This window comes from Bacillus cereus group sp. N31, assembly GCF_016483245.1.
Taxonomy (GTDB): Bacteria; Bacillota; Bacilli; order Bacillales; family Bacillaceae_G; genus Bacillus_A; species Bacillus_A toyonensis.
The window spans coordinates 13495-30856 of sequence record NZ_JAEHCH010000032.1; the positions used below are offsets into that span (position 1 = coordinate 13495).

The window sequence follows — 17362 nt, forward strand, 5'->3', positions numbered from 1 at the left end:
GAATAATGGATTGGCACATGAATTTTCTTAGAATTATATAGCTTAGTAATCGCTCATTGCATTTTGGGGGGGCAGATGCTAATAAATACTTTTTCTATAATCGCATATGCCGGAGCAATTTGTTCCTCTGAAGCCCCATGCATAACTTGTAACGCTAATCCATTAATCGAAGCCAATAAAGCCCTTGAAAATGCTTCTAAATCTGTGATTTCTACATTGGAAGTTTGAGCATATTCTTGAATTAGATCTATCAATTGGTTCTGTAGAACCCGAATTTCTTCCATAATTTTCGGTGACCAAGCTGCTGCTGCCAATAAACTAAAATACACTTTTCTCCATTCAGAACTTTTGAATTGGTGATGTACTACAAATATAAGTTTTTTCAATTTCTCTGAAAAATCTTGTATATTTGAGAGTTCCTTCTGAATTTCTTTAATTTGTTTTTGCATGACATAAGAGGTAGCGTTAACTAATAACCCCTCCTTTGTTGGAAAATAATAATGAATTAAACTTAAAGTAATTCCCGCTTTTGTAGCAATATCTCGTAATGTAATAGCTGTTGTACCTTTTTCAGCTAAGCATTCAAACGTAGCCATTAGTATTTGATCCCGAGTAGCTGTTTTTTTAGAATTAGACATTGTATTTCACCTTCTTATTTTTTGTTTGGTCAACCGACCAATAAATATAAAATTATACTACCCCATTAGAGCGTTTTTTACAATACTGAGTACCACTCCCATGTCCACCAAGCTAAGGTTTTGAAGTACACCCTAAATAAAAATTCTCTTTCTCTACAGTTAGTTTTTTGAGAATTCAGCTCATTTTTTCTTTTTGGGGTGTTTATTTTTCTAAAGTTGATGGATATAGTGAGACCTCATAGATAAAGATAAGTGATAGCATATATTCTTGTAGTTGTATTTGGCTTATAAAAATTTTCATTTAAATAAACGATGGCATAAAAGCGTCCAAATAGGATGCTTTTTTCTTTGTTGTGTAAAAAATATACAATAAGTATAGGTTTGGACATAGTTATATTGATTGTGTAATTGATTATGAATGTTCAAATAAATGTTTGGTTAGATATTTATAAAAGATCTCAATATGGAGGCAGTACGCCATCGCCATGTGAAGCGCCGGTCTGCTAGATCCTCTAGATTTCAAACACTTTTCCATGCTTTACGTACGATAAGAGGAATCGAAACCATTCATACCCTATACAAACAAAGGCGGAGTCTTCAAATAGATTCCGCCTTTTCAGCCTAAAATGAACTAAAACAATTACTAACCACGGCCTAGATGGTTTGTCGGATTTATATACATAAAATAAAAGTAATAGATGTATGAAAGAATTTTTATACTTACGAAAGACTTTTGTAACACTTTTGAGAGAGAAATGAAAGAGGTATTAGATATGATGAAGTTGTTCTTAATAGTAGGTGTTCTAACTCACCTGAAAATCAAGGAGGAAAAATAACAATGAAGAAATTGAAGCCAGCACTTAGTGTATTAGGTAGTGTATCGATGGCACTGACTTTAGCATCCCCTGCTTTAGCAGATATAAAACAGCCGAATGCAGGAAGCACAATTGAAATGTTTAAAGAGGATGCAAATGCAAAAGAAGGAAAAGATCTTATCTATGGAACTGATGGAAAAAAGGGAAAGATGTCTACTGAAAAAATTGAAATACAAAATGACGATTGGGATCAAGATGGTATTTCTAACGACTTAGAAATAAAAGGTTATAAAATTGAGTTCAATCGACAAACCGGGAAAAATGAAGCACAGGCATGGGATCCAGAGCGAGACAAAGATAAATTAAAATTTATTACAAATCCTATGAGCGCGAATTCGGATGGAGATCCTTTTACAGATGCATATGAAGTTCAGTATTATGGCAGTAACTCTGATACTGAATTTAATCCAATGGTCGCAAATATACCGAATTTGCAAGTTGGTATAAAACGTATTGGGGTTACTCCTCTTGCGGCTATTACGGATTCAAACGGTGGGTCCATTGATAAAGGTTGGGAAAAAAGTGTATCGACACAACATTCGTTTGGTGTAGGAGCAGGTGTAGAAGGTGGTGTCGAAGGTTCCGCAGCCGGTCCTGTTCCTTCTGGGAAGGCCTCATTAAATGTAAGCTATGGATACTCGAAAACATCAACAGATACCGAAAGATATTCTTCTAATATAGATTGGTCTACCGCAAAAACTGTCGATTCAGCAAAAGCAGCAAAAGTGAGCTTACAGTTAGAATATAAAAATACAGGGACGGCATCTGCTCAAAATGTTTCTCCTCATTTTAACATTCGTTTAGGAGACAAGATTATCAGTACAGTAAAGGCAACACAAGATCGTTATAAAGCAAATCAGTTAAGTACAGAAAAAGGTGGAAGAAATACAACAGAAGTATTGATAGATAGTGTAGATAATCAAGCAGATGTAAATATTTACTTATCGTTAGATGAATTGAAAGCTGTTGAACAAGGTGCAATTCTTTCTGTTGAAGTACTACCTACGAGTACAATGGAATTGTATATTGAGAAAGATGGAGAATTTATGAATTTAGGAGATTCAGGAAAATTTGAATCTCGTGTAAATGCTTCGACTACAATACTAGAGACTGATATCGGGAACAAACCGAAGTTTAGAATGTATGCACCAGAAGGTGTTGGTAGTGATACAAATTTAACGTTTAACGAGGTTCTGAAGCATGTTAAAGTAGATTCTAAAAAGATAAATGAATTTATAGATAATAGCAGAGGAGATCAAGTTATCATTGCGAAAGAAAATCTAGAAAATGCTAAAAAATCTTATGTTTCGAAAGGCGCAAAAGTCGGTGTTTTCACAAAAATTCAGCAACCGGAATTGTCATATAGTGCTTATGATCCATTTACGAAAAAGTTTTATGCAGCAGTCGTACCTGGCTTATTCGGAGCGAGTAATGAAATCTCTGTTTCTTTTGAAAATAAAAATTCTAAACAAACACAACAAGTAACATTAGTGAGAAAAGGAAACGTATATGAGTCTAAAGAAGCTGTAAGCTTGAATGATTTCAATCCATCACAAAAAGTTACATTTGAAATCAATGATGCACAAAAGAAACTTCCGACACAAAAAATCTCTACAGTTGTTACGTATAATAAAGAATATGAAAATTATTTGACCCATCGATTCAGCGACGAACTTATTGTAGAAGGAACTCCTTATACTCTGCAGCTTAGTGGAAATCCTGTGCTCAGTTATAAAGGAAATGATAAGTGGCAATACCTTGCGTCTGGTGGGAATTACACTCAACCAGTTAATGTAATTATTGAAAGAAAAGGGCAGCCTAAACCTGGACAACCAATCAAAGCAGGTGAAGAGTTACACATTAAAGTTCAAAATAGTGCTTATTCAGGCTATGAATATTTAAAACTTCAAGATAAGTATATCCATTTTGACCAAAAACAAAATGCAAGTACTTTTAAATTTAATCATGCACATAGCCCTGGCTACCTTGATTACCAGAGAGAATGGCACCTACAATCTGATGGTAACAAGTTAGGGTTTTCTACTTATGACGCTGGTTATATCTCATATGGTAATGATAGACAGACATATGGTGGTAAGTTTGAAGATAAATGGAGTCTCGTCAAAGCTAAGTAAAAAGCAACGATTTTGTTGCAAAGTTTAAAAAAACATCGGTAATGGACTGAACCCAAAAAGTTAGAAACAAGAATGTAGGCTGCTAATAGGGAATGAGTTCGATATTGAACTCATTCCTTTTAATGTATCCTTCATTTGTTTGTACTTGAAATCATGTACGTAAAAAACCATAGCTAAAGCAGTGGTTTTTTACTATAAAGATCTTGGAAAATAGATACACAATAAAATCGATACACAATAAAATCGATTCTGACAAGATAAATAAGTAATCTCTGTAATAAAAAATCTGATTTGAATTTTCGAGTTATATGATTGGGATACTACTATTTTAAGTGTTTATCTAGCCATATAAGTAATTAAATACTAAAATTATCATCTAGATTATATTGGCACTTTTAATCGTTTTTAGTGACCATAAGACCAAAGTGTAGGATTCTGATTTAGATCTAGGATTAGTCGTTACATCTTTATATCTGAATTTTATATCTGTATTAGATGAAAGCAGATAAGAGCACCTTTTGTATTATTGGTAAAAAGAAGAGAGGATTACAGATGAAAAGAAGAGTTTTAATCGTAGAAGATGAAGAAAATATTCGAGAAGTATGCAAACGGTATTTAGAAAGAGAAGAATATGAAGTATATACCGCTGTAAATGGCACAGAAGGTTGGGATTTATTTCTTACTCATCAACCAGATTTAATTATTTTAGATTTGATGATGCCGAAAAAAGATGGATGGGAATTATGCGAGGAAATTCGTCAACAATCAAATGTACCAATTATTATGTTAACTGCTAAGGGAGAGGAAAGGGATCGAATTTTAGGCTTAACAATGGGAGCAGATGATTATGTAACAAAGCCGTTTTCCCCTCGTGAATTAGTATTAAGGGTTCAAATTATACTAAGAAGAGGCAGCCAGGTACCGATACAAGCAAAAGAATCTCTATCGGAAGTGATAGAATTTCCAGATTTAAAAATTTATCCAAAGACGAGATGTGTATTGGTTTGTGAAAATAAAGTGGAATTAACAGCGAAAGAGTTTGAGGTACTTTATCTCATGGCAAAGCATCCAAAACAAGTTTTTTCTCGTTCGCAACTTCTTGAACTCATTTGGGATACTGAACATGAAGTGGCTACAAACATAGTAACTGTTTTAGTCAGTCGTTTACGTGACAAACTGGAGAAGCATACGATAAAGAGTCGTTGGATTCACACGGTTTGGGGGATAGGATATCGTTTTGAGCCAAATGGAGGAAGTGAAACATGAGATTACGTATTCAATTATTACTGATGAATGTATTAAGTACGAGTATCATGGTACTTGCTATATGGTATAGTGAGACGAAAATGTTACTTGAACCAGAACAAACAAAGCTATTAACAATAATTGCGGTTGTGGCATTTATAATTTCTACGTTTATTTACTGGTTAATGACACGCCCTATCATGAGATCTATCAAAAATTTAATGGCATTAACGAAACAATTTAGTGATAGACAATTTGAAACAATGTATATAATTGGAAAAGAACCACAGGAGTTTAAAGAATTAGCAACAGCCTTTCAACAGATGGCAAAAAAATTAGAAGAAGGGTTTACTAGGTTAGAAGAAGGAGAAAATGCACGTAAGGAGCTGATCACGAATATTTCACATGACTTACGAACGCCTATGGCTAGCATACAATTGATGATAGAAGCGTTACAAGATAACCTGATCGAAGATCCTGAAATGAGAAAGCAATACTTAGCGACGATCTTAAAAGAAATAGAAAGATTAAGTGGATTAATCAATGACTTATTTGAACTTTCAAAGCTAGAGTTTGAACAAGTAGATTTTTATCCAAGTTTCACACATATAGATAAAGTTCTATTAGATGTATTAGAGTCACATTCTGTCTTATTAGAAGACAAACAGATTGATTTACAATTGCAGGTTCCTGATAGATTACCCCGACTATTAATTATGCCGTGTAAAATAGCAAGGGTCATAGGTAATTTGTTAGATAATGCTATTCGATATTCCCCTGTCTCTGGAACAATTGAGTTGATTGTAGAGGAGAATAAGCAAAATCAACAAGTCCAGTTCATTTTGCGTGATGAAGGAGAAGGAATTTCTCCAAATGACCAACTACGCGTATTTGAACGCTTTTTTAGGACAGATCAATCAAGAAGTTCACAATCTGGAGGATCTGGTCTTGGACTAGCCATTGCAAAATCATTGATTGAAAGGCACAAAGGAGAAATTGGTGTGAGAGATCGCGCAGATGGAAAACAGGGCAGTGAATTTTGGTTTATTCTTCCCATCACATCAGAAAAAAATAAGAACGCGGAAAGAATTTTGTAATATTTATGAAAGAGAAATGAAAGACCTCCTTGTTAACATACTACTAAACAGTATATTAACGGAGGTCTTTTACTTTATGAAAAGAAAATATATATGGTTTGCAGTTGGATTATTAGAAGAAGGATCCATTGTCTTCCAAGAACAACCTTCGTAGTTAAATTCTGTGCACCCCTTTCAATCCACTGGAATGCGTATGATTTCAGTTTTACGAGACGCACATTTGACAGGCAATTTACGGGCACTCAAAAGAAAAAGACAATCTTTATTTTATTGTGTGCCAACATTACACAATCCGACAGGATATAATTGGTCGGTGAAAGAAAAGAAAAATCTATACAATACATGCAAAAAGCTACAAATCCCGATTATTGAAGATGATGTGTATCACGAACTGTTATTTGAATCATCTTTTCCTGCTATAAAGTCATTTGATACATCAGGGCAAGTTCTTTATATCGGTAGTGTATCCAAAAAGCTAAGTCCTGGATTACGGATTGGTTGGGTTGTTGCACCTTCACCTGTAATTGGGCGACTAGCTGATATTAAAATACAAACAGATTATGGTTCAAGTGCCTTTTCTCAAGAAATCGTCGCACACTGGATATCATCCGGTTTATACGAAAAGCATCTGATTACACTTCGTAAACAATTGAAAAGAAGGGCTACATTTGTAGAATAAATATTAGAACAGCAATTTCAAAAAAACGCTACTTGGAAAAAATCTGAGGATGGTTTATATATATGGATCAGATTTCATGAACCTATTGTAAATATGGCGCTATTTCTAAATTTACTTAAACAAAATGTTTTGATCAATCCAGGTTATATATATGAAACAAGCGATTTACATCATATTCGTCTTTCTTACTCCTATGCATCATTGGAAGAATTAAAAAAAGGATTAAATATTTTACTAGAACTAAGCCGGCAGTAATTCTTATCTTAAATGCATCGAATACTCTATTTGTGTATATCCCTAAAATATATATTACTGTATAAAATCCATGAAAAGACGTTAGTACCCCTTTATCAGACTGTATGGTTATTTCTATGTGTCCAGAAAATTGTATGTTTATGAACAGAGCATAGAATTCAATAATATCAAGGTTTTCTAGCTATAATCACGTTTATATAGTGTGCATATAATTCAATGTCCAATTAATCTCGCGATTGTATCTTTCTAAACATGTACTTATATTTTAAAGATGCTGATAGGATAAGATTTTGTAGTCCTTAGCGTACAATTTCCCCAGAATGATATAGTGACCCCATATAGCTATTTAAGGGGATTCAGCTCATTTTTTCATTTTGGGGGCATTTATTTTTTTTAAGTTGATGGATATGCAGGGTGCCCTATATATACGTAATGCAATTGAGAGCTTATCCTTTTTTAACTTTGGTTCACTTAAAATTTTCTCTTTTTTTCACCTTCTTCTAAACCTTCAACATACCCCTTGTACAATAAAAAGGCATTAGAACTATTCATAATCTTTACAACAGAACCACTCATCCTATTTAAAGTTGATAAAACTTATCAATTATCTTTTTGATTTTACAATACGATTCCAGGCAGGGGAGGGAGACATTCACTTTTCATCCCCTTATATGAACACCGCAACTAAAATCCCTCACTTCTTTATTTTGTCTGCACCTCATCTGCATTTGTGTCCACTAAACTACATAATTGTAAGATGTATTTATGAAAATAGACTCATAAAAAAGAGGGATCTACGAATGAAAATAAACAAAAGTCAATCATATATGTGGAATGTTTTTTCTAATCGCAGCCATCGATCATTGAATAAACTTCAAGATAAAAAAAAATCCCCAATAAAATTTCGGGATTTTATGCAAAAGGATACAAGTATAGCATTATTTTTTCTTCTACCAAGTGCAATTGGTTTTTCGATTTTTTATCTAATTCCATTTGTAATGGGAATGATTTATTCGTTAATGGATGGCACTACTGATGGTTCTTTTGTCGGTTTAGCCAATTATAAAGAACTGTTGGGTAGTGCTTCTTTTCTCAAAGCAGCAACGAATACGTTTTGGTTTACCGCAGTGAGTGTACCGCTCTTAATCATTATCTCTTTATTACTGGCACTTTGTTTGAATCAAAATATATATATTCAAAATTGGTTAAGAAGCGCGTTTGTGGTACCCCTTGTCGTTCCTGTGGCTTCCATTGTCATGCTGTGGCAAATTTTATTCGATTGGAACGGGACATTTAACGTATGGATGCACAATATGGGGTTTGAACGAATTGATTGGATGAAATCAAATTGGGCAATTTTTGTCTTGTCAATCGTATATCTATGGAAAAATATCGGATACAACATTATTTTATTTTTAGCAGCTTTACAGAATATCCCCAAAGAATATTACGAAACTGCAAAAATTGAAGGTGCAGGTCGTATGCATACATTTTTAAATATTACACTCATTTATTTAACACCAACAATGTTTTTTGTCATATTAATGTCGATTATCAATTCGTTTAAAGTGTTTCGGGAAACATACCTGATTGCAGGAAGTTATCCACACGACAGTTTGTACATGATGCAGCATTATATGAACAATATGTTCGTGTCGCTCGATATTCAAAAGTTGACAGCGGCTGCCACGTTGATGGTGGGGGTTATTTCTATCATTGTATTCGTATTGTTTGCAATAGAACGTCGTTTCCGAAAGTTTATGAATTAGGTGGGGAAAGCAGATGAAGAAAGAAAATGTGTTTCGTAAATGGATGTTAACCCTATTTTTGACGATATTAGCGATCATGATACTGTTTCCAATCGTATTTACGTTGACCAATTCATTTATGACTGAGCATGAGATTGGATACAATTATGATTCTATTGGAAAAGTGGAAAAGGATACATCGTTTATTAACTTAAAATTAATCCCAGATTTAGTGTCGTTTGAACAGTATGGAACAGTATTAATGAAAAATCCGACATTTTTAAAAATGTTTTGGAACTCAGCATTCATGGTTGGGCCAATAATAGTAGGTCAAGTAATCGTTGCAGCATTTGCAGCCTATGTCTTTGCTAAGATTCAATTTCGAGGAAGGGACAAGTTGTTTATCGTTTATCTGTTGACAATGCTCATGCCATTTCAGGTTACGTTAGTACCGAATTATATCATGGCGGATAAACTGGGAATCTTGAATAGTATAGCGTCTATTATTCTTCCAGGAATCTTTGGAGCATTCGGTGTATTTATGCTTCGGCAGTTCATGTTGCATATTCCTGATGCGTATATAGAGGCAGCTAAGATGGATGGAGCTGGCCATATTACAATCTTTTTTAAGATTATTCTTCCTCTTATTCGTCCTGGAATTGCAGCTCTTATTGTCTTATTATTTGCAGATTATTGGAATATGGTCGAACAGCCACTTATTTTTCTAAATGATGAAGCCAAACATCCATTATCGCTCTATTTATCAAAAATTAACACAGAGGCACGAGGGGTTGGATTTTCTGCTTCTATCCTGTATATGACCCCAATGGTACTTTTATTTTTATATGCGCAGTCCTATTTTATTAAGGGAATTCAGTTATCAGGTGTGAAGGAATAATGAGGACTTACAATGTAAACTTTCCTTCGGAAAAATTTTAGGAGGGAACACAATGGATCATAGAATTGAACAAGACGTTACAAGAAAAAAACGAAATATTAAAATTATTTCTAGTGTATTTATAGGGCTTTTAATTATTCTTACACTCTTTAGCAATACGCTAGCGAATTGGGATTTGCCAAAGGTCACTACAGAAAAGCCAAGAAATGACCAGCTTACACAAACATTTACAGGTAACGGCGAGTTACAGCCACAGGAAGAAGCAAAGTTAAGTGCTAGTAGCAGCTTAGAGGCAAAAGTGAAGGAAGTGCATGTAAAGGAGGGAGACTTCGTTAAAAAAAATCACTTATTAGTGACATACGATAGTAAACAAAAGGAACAAGATATTCTTGATGCAGAAGCAACTTTTCAAATTAGTAAGTTAGCACTGAATGACGCTCAAGCGAATTATAATGAAGTGAAAAAAAGTCAACAAGAAAACAAAGCAAATAGCCAACCAAGTAATCAACAAGAAAACAAAGCAAATGATCAACCAAATAATCAACAAGAAAACAAAGTAAATGATCAACCAAATAATCAACAAGAAAACAAAGTAAATAATCAACCAAATGTTGGGATAAGTGAGACAAGTAGTATACAGGCTCTCAAAACCATTGTGGAGAGCAAGAAAATTGAGATTAGTACGCAAGAAAGAAAAATTAAAAATTTAAAAGAAGAATTAGAAATGAATAAGAAACTGATTGCTCCCTTTGATGGAGTTGTTACAAAAATAAATGCAAAGAAAGACCAACCTTCTGTGAAAGATGAAGGAGATGTGATTCTTTCTAATGAGAGTAAAGGCTTTAAAGTTGAGTTACAAGTACCATCTGATTTAGCCATGCACTTAAAGGTTGGAGACAAGATAGAGATGAAAAGAAATGCTAAATTTTTAGAAGGTGAACTTATAGAGATTCAAAACATAGCAGGTAATGAAAGTGAGAGACCGAAGGAACAGGGGGAACAAAAAAATGAACAAACACCAGTAACTCCACAACAACAGAAACGCCTTCTTGTAAATGTACATGGAGAAGAACTTAAAAAAGGGGATCTGGTGGAGGTTAAACTGACTAAAAAATTAGCTAAAGGCGTGCTTATACCAAGTAGGGTCATTGAGAAGGGGCCAACGGGGCCATTTGTCTATACAATAGAAGAAAAAAAAGGACCTTTAGGTAATGCCTTTTATATAAAGGAGTCTCGTATTACTGTTGGGGAATCTAATGGGCAAGAAACATTGGTGCTGGAAGGAGTAGTTGAGAAAGATCAAATTGTTTCAAAAAGCAGTGAACCTTTGCAAGAAGGAGAACGAGTAAAAGTAAAATAATCAAAAATAAGGAGAGAATTTAAAATGAAAAAGGTTTGTATGATGTTAGCAGCAAGTTTATCACTTATCTCTGTGGCAGGCTGCGGAGACAGTGATAGCAAAGGTGAAAGAAAAACAAAAGATGGAAAAACGATAATCGAAGTGTCGACTTTAGGTGACACAAAGTCTCTAAAACAGGCTGAGAAACTATATGAACAAAAGAATCCTAAAATAGACATCCAGATAAAAGGGGCTTTTCCGGAAAATGATTCAAAGACAGGAGAATCAAAGACAGAAGGATCACAGAAAGACGAGACCTCTGCTGAGAAAATCATTAGTAAGGTTAATACAGAATTTTTAGCTGGTAGAGGATCTGATGTACTTGTACTAGACGGTTTGCCTGCGGACAAGTATGGGAAAAAAGGCTTGCTTACAGACTTAAGTAAACTGATGGAAGAGGATAAATCTTTTGATAAAAATCAATATTTTAATAAAGTTTTAGATAATTCGAAAACCAACGAAAAACTTTATGGTATTCCATTATATTTTTGGTTGAGTGGACTGCTTGGGGATGATAAAGCGATACAACAATCCGGAGTAAAAGTGAATGACAAAGAGTGGACTTGGAGCGAGTTCACAAGCATTGGAAAAGAATTAGCAAGCAAAGGAACACATACACATGTTATTGGAAATACTCCTCCGGAACAAATGCTGCAATTTCTGGTGCAAGATCATTACAGTGAGCTAGTAGATAAAGCAAGTGGACAAGCAAAGTTCCATTCTGATTTATTTGTACAGATGTTGGAAGACGTAAAGAAGATGTATGAACAGAAAATAGTCACTGCAGATTCTGTGGCTTTAGGAGAAGCATATTTTGTCCCAGCACCAATCATGTCGGTAGAAGAATATTTCAGTTTTGGATATAGCTTGGGTATAACTGAGTCAAAAATGTATCAAAAACCACATATAGCTGGACAGAAAAAAGGAGTTGCTTTTACACCGTATACAACAGTAGGTATAAATGCGAAATCTCCGGTTAAAAAGGAAGCATGGAATTTTCTTAAGTTTTTAATGTCTGATGAGGTTCAAAGTAAAGGGAATGGATTTCCAATTAATAAAGCTGTATATGAACAACAAATCAAAACACTGAAAGAAAAAGGCGGAATTGAGGGTCCAGATGGCTCTATGATTAACGTTACTAATGATAATATACAAGGATTAGAGAAAATGGCTGCTGAAATAAGTGTCCAGAGCCCACAAAGTACTAAAATTGAATCCATTATTGCTGAGGAGTCCAAGTCTTACTTTAGTGATCAAAAATCAGCTAAGGATGTGGCAGCGCTAATTCAAAATCGAGTGACGACATATATAAATGAATAAGCTACATATAATTCACGACAGGTAGTAGCAATTAAAGCAAAAATAACTAGTAAAGTGGGGAGTAGAATTGAAGAGGAATAAAATGATTGTGATGTTATGTAGCGGCATGTTACTAACTGGTATGGTTGCATGTAGCAACAAAGGTGATGAGGATCTTGTAAAATCTGTTGCTCAAAATACGAATGCAGAAAAAGTGGAATCACCTTCCAAAGAATCAACTGTTAAGGAAACCAAACTCTCTGTAGAAGATACACTTTCAAAAGAAGATCAAGAAATTGTCGACGTATTGTTTAACTCCGTCCCTGAGATAAAAAAATATTATCAAAAAGACAAAGAATACACGGTTTCATTAACAGCAGAAGTTACAAAACCAAATCTAAATTCAACGAATAATAAGGAGAAAGAATATTATAAAGTACATTTTGAAGGAAAGGTATTAGGCGGTTGGGAGTTTTATGTGAAACCAGATAATAAAGAGGTTTTATTTAAAGGAATATTTGTAGGAAATAAAGGCTTTTATACTCTTGAAGAGTTCAAAAAAGAAGCAAATGAAATAGATGATCACTATGAAAAACTGAAAGAGAAAGTTCCCGAGTTTAGAAAAAATGTAAAAACAACTGTAGCAAAAAAACTTCAAAATAAAGTAGCAAAAAAGCAAGAAATTAGTGATGAAGAAATCCTAGCGTATCTAGATGAGGTTGCGGAACCGGAGTTTACAGTATGGAACCAAGCTATGGGGCAAAAAGGACTAGACATTAAAAAAGATAGAAAAGTAATCAAACCAGATCCAAGTGCAAAAAATCCACTGAAGAAGGACTTTTATCAAGTTGAAATGTTAAAAGAAACTATTCATATTAAACCAACTTTTGAAGAAAAAGACATATATTTGGCTCTAGATCAACCTATTGAGAAGTCGGGGAAAGAAGTGAATTCAGTACAAGTTTCTCGTTTTATAGCATTTTCTATGGAAGCGATTAGCCAGAATGAAGCTAACAAAAAATAAATGTAACTATTCAGTTACTCAATAAGACGACATATTCAACAAATCATACCATATATGGTTACAATAGGACCATTGTTTCATATAAATCCACGATGAATAAGAGAAACTGCAGAAAATTAGACGGCGGTTTCTCTTATTCTACTTCTGGAGCTTAAGGAACCTTTGCGGTTTCCTATACTTGTCTCATGTCTTGGAATATAGACAGGTCCTCTAAATCTATCCAATAGAGTTTTCAAAGTGTCATTGTTCGTTCGAATAGATAAGCAAAAGCGTTTGAGGTTCAACATGAATACTTGAAAATTTAGGGGAAACAAAAATGATAAAAACATATATAACTTTTTATTGCAGGAGGTAAAAACATGACAGAGGTAGTATTAAAAAATATTTATAAAATATATGACAATAATGTGCCAGCGGTGGAGGATTTTAATCTTCATATTCAAGATAAAGAATTTATAGTGTTTGTTGGTCCTTCTGGATGTGGTAAGTCGACTACTTTACGTATGATTGCTGGATTAGAGGATATTTCACAAGGAGATTTATACATTGATGAAAAATATGTGAATGACATGCCACCAAAGGATCGGGACATCGCAATGGTATTCCAAAATTATGCCCTCTATCCTCATATGACCGTGTATGATAATATGGCATTTGGTTTAAAAATTCGTAAGTTACCAAAAGATGAAATCGAACGTCGTGTTCAAGGCGCAGCAAAAATTCTTGGATTAGAAAAACTTTTAAAACGGAAACCAAACGCGTTATCTGGCGGTCAAAGACAGCGTGTTGCTTTAGGGCGCGCGATTGTACGTGATGCAAAGGTATTTTTAATGGATGAGCCATTATCAAATCTAGATGCAAAACTACGTGTTACCATGCGCTCTGAAATCTCTAAACTACATCATCGCTTACAAACAACAACCATTTATGTTACACATGACCAAACAGAGGCAATGACAATGGCAACGCGCCTTGTGGTTATGAAAGATGGACGGATACAACAAGTTGGTACACCAAAAGAAGTCTATGAATATCCAGAAAACATATTTGTTGGTGGCTTTATTGGTTCACCAGCCATGAATTTCTTTACGGGGAAAGTGGAAAATGGAAAATTTGTTTTAGGTCATATCAAACTAAGCATTCCAGAAAAAAATTTAGCAGTACTACGTGAAAGAGGCTATGAAAATAAAAACATAATTCTTGGCATTCGTCCGGAACATATCTATGATGAGCCAAGTATGTTAGAAACATCGCCTGATAATATGATAAATATAAAAATTGAAGTGGCAGAGTTACTCGGAGCCGAATCGATGATTTATGCTACGTTACACAATCAATCCTTCATTGCACGTTTAGATACACGTAATGATTATCAAACAGGCGAAGCTATGCGACTGGTATTTAACATGGACCAAGTACATTTCTTTGATGCTGAAACACAACTACGCATTAAATAAAATAGTATCTTTTTGCACCAGAACTCACGACAATATTTTGGGGATTTTGTACGTTTAGACACAAATGAACCTATTTTCTTTATGTTAAGGAAAAGGTAAAGATACCATCAAGATAAATGAAAAAAGTGTAGAATCTCCGTTCTACACTTTTTTCTGTAAATAGAAATAAAACAACACGCCATTAACTGTATTATGCACCCCATACTCAGCTCCATGAAGTTCTAAAATATTTTTTGAAATCGCTAGTCCAAGACCTGTTCCACCTTGTGAACGTTGACGTGCTGTATCAACTCGGTAAAAACGATCCCAAATTTTATCTAATTGATCTTCTTCAATATGGGCACCTTTATTTTCAATACAAACTTTTATGCGACTTGGCTCATCTATTGTAGAAATAATAATATTTTCTTTTTCTGGCGTGTAACGAATAGCATTTGTGATAAAGTTTGTGAGTACTTGTTCCATACGATGGTGATTGGCAATGACCTCAATTGCAGCAAGATGTGTATGAACATGTAATTGCTTTTTTGTTATCTCCAAATATAATTGTTCACATATATGCTGAATGGCTTTGTCAATATAAAAAACATCCATCTGCATTTTATACGTACCAGATTCAAATTTTGCTAACTCAAGCATATCTACAATTAACATATCCATCTTATCCACTTCTTTTTCCATTGCCTTAAAGTAATACTCTTTCTTATGATTTGCAACACCATCTTTTAAGATAGAAATACAACTTTTCATAATACTTAGAGGTGTCTTTAATTCATGTGATACTCCTGAAATAAATTCTTTTCTTGTATGTTCTAATTGCTTTTCTTTTTCTATATCTTGCTGTAGCTGCTCAATATGTGAATGTAATGTATTTGAGAGTACATTAATATTTTGAGATAAATCACCAATTTCATCTTTTGACATGACTGGAACCCTTTCTGAGAAATCTAAGTTTGCAATTTTCTTGGTTGTCTTGTTTATTTGTAACAAGGGTCTTGCAATCTTTTTCGAATAGTAAAAAGAAACTAGAAAAATAAGAAGTAACACAAACATAATAATATAGACATAATACTCTTGTATCATTTGTACAGCTTCATCAACTGGCTGCAACGAAGTCATTGAGAAAATGTATGTTATTATACCGCTTTTATCCTTTATCGGTTTTATTATGAGCTTATATTTAATATCATTCTGCTCATAATCGATTTCTTGTAATGAATCATAGTTAGTATTCTTTTCATTTAGCAATAAGTCTGCCTGAAACTCTTGTATCCTTTCCATAAACAAGTTATTTGTATAAATAAAGTTCGATTGTTCCTTCTCACCTACAAGTTGAACCTTTGTAATTTTCCCTTCTAGATATTTTCCAGGTATTTCTTTGTCATATGCTATTTTATATTCAGAATAATCTTCTTTTTTAGAGGGATCTTTAGGTTTATATTTATTTTTAAGTTTTTCTCCAAGTTCATTTATTTTTTTTTCTATTGTTGTATTTATCAAATTTGGAGTTGCTGTTTTGAAGAATACAGAATAAGGAATGAAAGTAGCATTTTTTTCTATACCCGTCAAAGTAACTGTTTCTCCTAAAGGGAATATTTCATTTGAAATATTCCTCGAATGATCGTCCGCAACCTTAAAATTATACAGTGGTATGGTAATTGTAGCATTTGCGAATTGAGTTTCTTTATTTTTAGACTGATCTAGTTTTACTTCTATATAAAAATCATTTACATTCTTTAAAATTCCATTACTATCTAATGTTGTAATCCATGTATTGTGTTCTCGATAAAAATCTTGTTCTAATTTTTGAATGGCTTGTGAATTTCCGTTACTATTTAAATAATCTGTCTCAAAAGATCTCATGTTTGTTTTGATATCATCCACTTTTTTATTCGCATAAAATTGTTTAAAGAATATTGTTTGTCCAACAAAAATGGTCGCCAAGATAAACATACATAGCAGTGTTGTTAACATAAATAATTTTAATACAATACCTGTTTTCATACTTTATCCTCCAATTTACAACTTGCTCGAACGTTGGTTTTAATACTCTCAGATTAATTGCTCGATCTATTTCGCCAATTACTATACAATCATCACTAAAAAATTTATAGACCCATTTTTTTGTAATTAATTGCATTCTCATAATGCATATACTTTAATTTGGTATTAATTATGTATTACTTTTAATTTAGTATGAGTCAAGTTAATGTCTTTTCCTTCTATTATGGCTATAGATAATAGGAGGTGTACATGAATACCAGTACTAGATAATATATAATTGAATAATTCTTTTTTAACAATACGACTATGGAACAGTTGATTTGTTCTTACTAGTAAGAATGGAGGAATATAAGGTTTTGCTGTGTTAGCAATTGCTCATAACTCAAATCCAAGTAACGTATCAGCTTGATCAATGCGGGCCTTCAGCGTTATGATAGGGACATTTGGCATCTTACGAATTCGACGATAAACATACTAACCAAATGTTTTGGGTAACACTGTATCAAAAATAAATAAAGTTTGATTTCTTCATATAAGGACAATGTTTCTTTCCCATCTATCGCTTCTAATACTTCATATCCTGAATTTAATTAAAATGACTATCGAGCA

General features: G+C 33.6%; 10 protein-coding genes and 3 pseudogenes. 11 read left to right on the top strand and 2 right to left on the bottom strand.

Annotation, left to right across the window (positions count from 1 at the left end):
- Positions 1–42: 42 nt before the first annotated feature.
- Positions 43–638 (bottom strand): annotated as a pseudogene (locus JDS81_RS26415) (TetR/AcrR family transcriptional regulator).
- Positions 639–1116: 478 nt separating this feature from the next.
- On the opposite strand from JDS81_RS26415, the pseudogene JDS81_RS30600 reads away from it, so the two are divergent.
- The 11 genes and pseudogenes from JDS81_RS30600 to JDS81_RS26465 all read left to right on the top strand — a co-directional run.
- Positions 1117–1263: pseudogene (locus JDS81_RS30600) on the top strand (IS6 family transposase); the annotation flags it as partial.
- A 213-nt stretch (positions 1264–1476) separates the two neighbouring features.
- Positions 1477–3648, top strand: a complete 2172-nt coding sequence (locus JDS81_RS26420; RefSeq protein WP_097954804.1) for a binary toxin-like calcium binding domain-containing protein — start codon at positions 1477–1479, stop codon at positions 3646–3648.
- A gap of 552 nt (positions 3649–4200) precedes the next feature.
- Positions 4201–4914: a response regulator transcription factor gene (locus tag JDS81_RS26425; protein ID WP_097954805.1), complete on the top strand. Its 714-nt coding sequence runs from the start codon at positions 4201–4203 to the stop codon at positions 4912–4914.
- Entirely contained in the window at positions 4911–5990 is a 1080-nt protein-coding gene (locus tag JDS81_RS26430; RefSeq protein ID WP_097954806.1) for a sensor histidine kinase, read from the top strand. Before JDS81_RS26425 ends, JDS81_RS26430 begins: the two co-directional genes overlap by 4 nt.
- A gap of 100 nt (positions 5991–6090) precedes the next feature.
- A pseudogene (locus JDS81_RS26435) lies at positions 6091–6924 on the top strand (aminotransferase-like domain-containing protein); the annotation flags it as partial.
- A gap of 800 nt (positions 6925–7724) precedes the next feature.
- Positions 7725–8693, top strand: a complete 969-nt coding sequence (locus JDS81_RS26440; RefSeq protein WP_179863277.1) for a carbohydrate ABC transporter permease — start codon at positions 7725–7727, stop codon at positions 8691–8693.
- 13 nt (positions 8694–8706) lie between these two features.
- Entirely contained in the window at positions 8707–9570 is an 864-nt protein-coding gene (locus JDS81_RS26445) for a carbohydrate ABC transporter permease (protein WP_098056118.1), read from the top strand.
- A gap of 52 nt (positions 9571–9622) precedes the next feature.
- The gene (locus JDS81_RS26450; protein ID WP_199688635.1) at positions 9623–10930 is read left to right on the top strand and encodes an efflux RND transporter periplasmic adaptor subunit; all 1308 of its coding nucleotides are present in this window, start codon (positions 9623–9625) and stop codon (positions 10928–10930) included.
- 24 nt (positions 10931–10954) lie between these two features.
- Entirely contained in the window at positions 10955–12289 is a 1335-nt protein-coding gene (locus JDS81_RS26455; RefSeq protein ID WP_098145258.1) for an ABC transporter substrate-binding protein, read from the top strand.
- An 82-nt stretch (positions 12290–12371) separates the two neighbouring features.
- Positions 12372–13292 carry a hypothetical protein gene (locus JDS81_RS26460; RefSeq protein ID WP_097954810.1) on the top strand — a complete coding sequence of 307 codons (921 nt, stop codon included), beginning with the start codon at positions 12372–12374 and terminating at the stop codon, positions 13290–13292.
- 359 nt (positions 13293–13651) lie between these two features.
- Positions 13652–14749 (top strand): ABC transporter ATP-binding protein, encoded by a 1098-nt coding sequence (locus JDS81_RS26465; protein ID WP_098648621.1) that lies wholly within the window; start codon positions 13652–13654, stop codon positions 14747–14749.
- A gap of 141 nt (positions 14750–14890) precedes the next feature.
- Here the strand turns inward: JDS81_RS26465 and JDS81_RS26470 are convergent, their stop codons facing one another.
- A complete protein-coding gene (locus JDS81_RS26470) occupies positions 14891–16753 on the bottom strand; it encodes a sensor histidine kinase (protein WP_098056124.1) in 1863 nt (620 codons plus the stop codon).
- Positions 16754–17362: the final 609 nt, after the last annotated feature.

Coding starts and splice junctions, on each gene's coding strand:
- JDS81_RS26420 (WP_097954804.1), top strand. CDS start 1,477: ATGAAGAAATTGAAGCCAGCACTTAGTGTATTAGGTAGTGTATCGATG.
- JDS81_RS26425 (WP_097954805.1), top strand. CDS start 4,201: ATGAAAAGAAGAGTTTTAATCGTAGAAGATGAAGAAAATATTCGAGAA.
- JDS81_RS26430 (WP_097954806.1), top strand. CDS start 4,911: ATGAGATTACGTATTCAATTATTACTGATGAATGTATTAAGTACGAGT.
- JDS81_RS26440 (WP_179863277.1), top strand. CDS start 7,725: ATGAAAATAAACAAAAGTCAATCATATATGTGGAATGTTTTTTCTAAT.
- JDS81_RS26445 (WP_098056118.1), top strand. CDS start 8,707: ATGAAGAAAGAAAATGTGTTTCGTAAATGGATGTTAACCCTATTTTTG.
- JDS81_RS26450 (WP_199688635.1), top strand. CDS start 9,623: ATGGATCATAGAATTGAACAAGACGTTACAAGAAAAAAACGAAATATT.
- JDS81_RS26455 (WP_098145258.1), top strand. CDS start 10,955: ATGAAAAAGGTTTGTATGATGTTAGCAGCAAGTTTATCACTTATCTCT.
- JDS81_RS26460 (WP_097954810.1), top strand. CDS start 12,372: ATGATTGTGATGTTATGTAGCGGCATGTTACTAACTGGTATGGTTGCA.
- JDS81_RS26465 (WP_098648621.1), top strand. CDS start 13,652: ATGACAGAGGTAGTATTAAAAAATATTTATAAAATATATGACAATAAT.
- JDS81_RS26470 (WP_098056124.1), bottom strand. CDS start 16,753: ATGAAAACAGGTATTGTATTAAAATTATTTATGTTAACAACACTGCTA.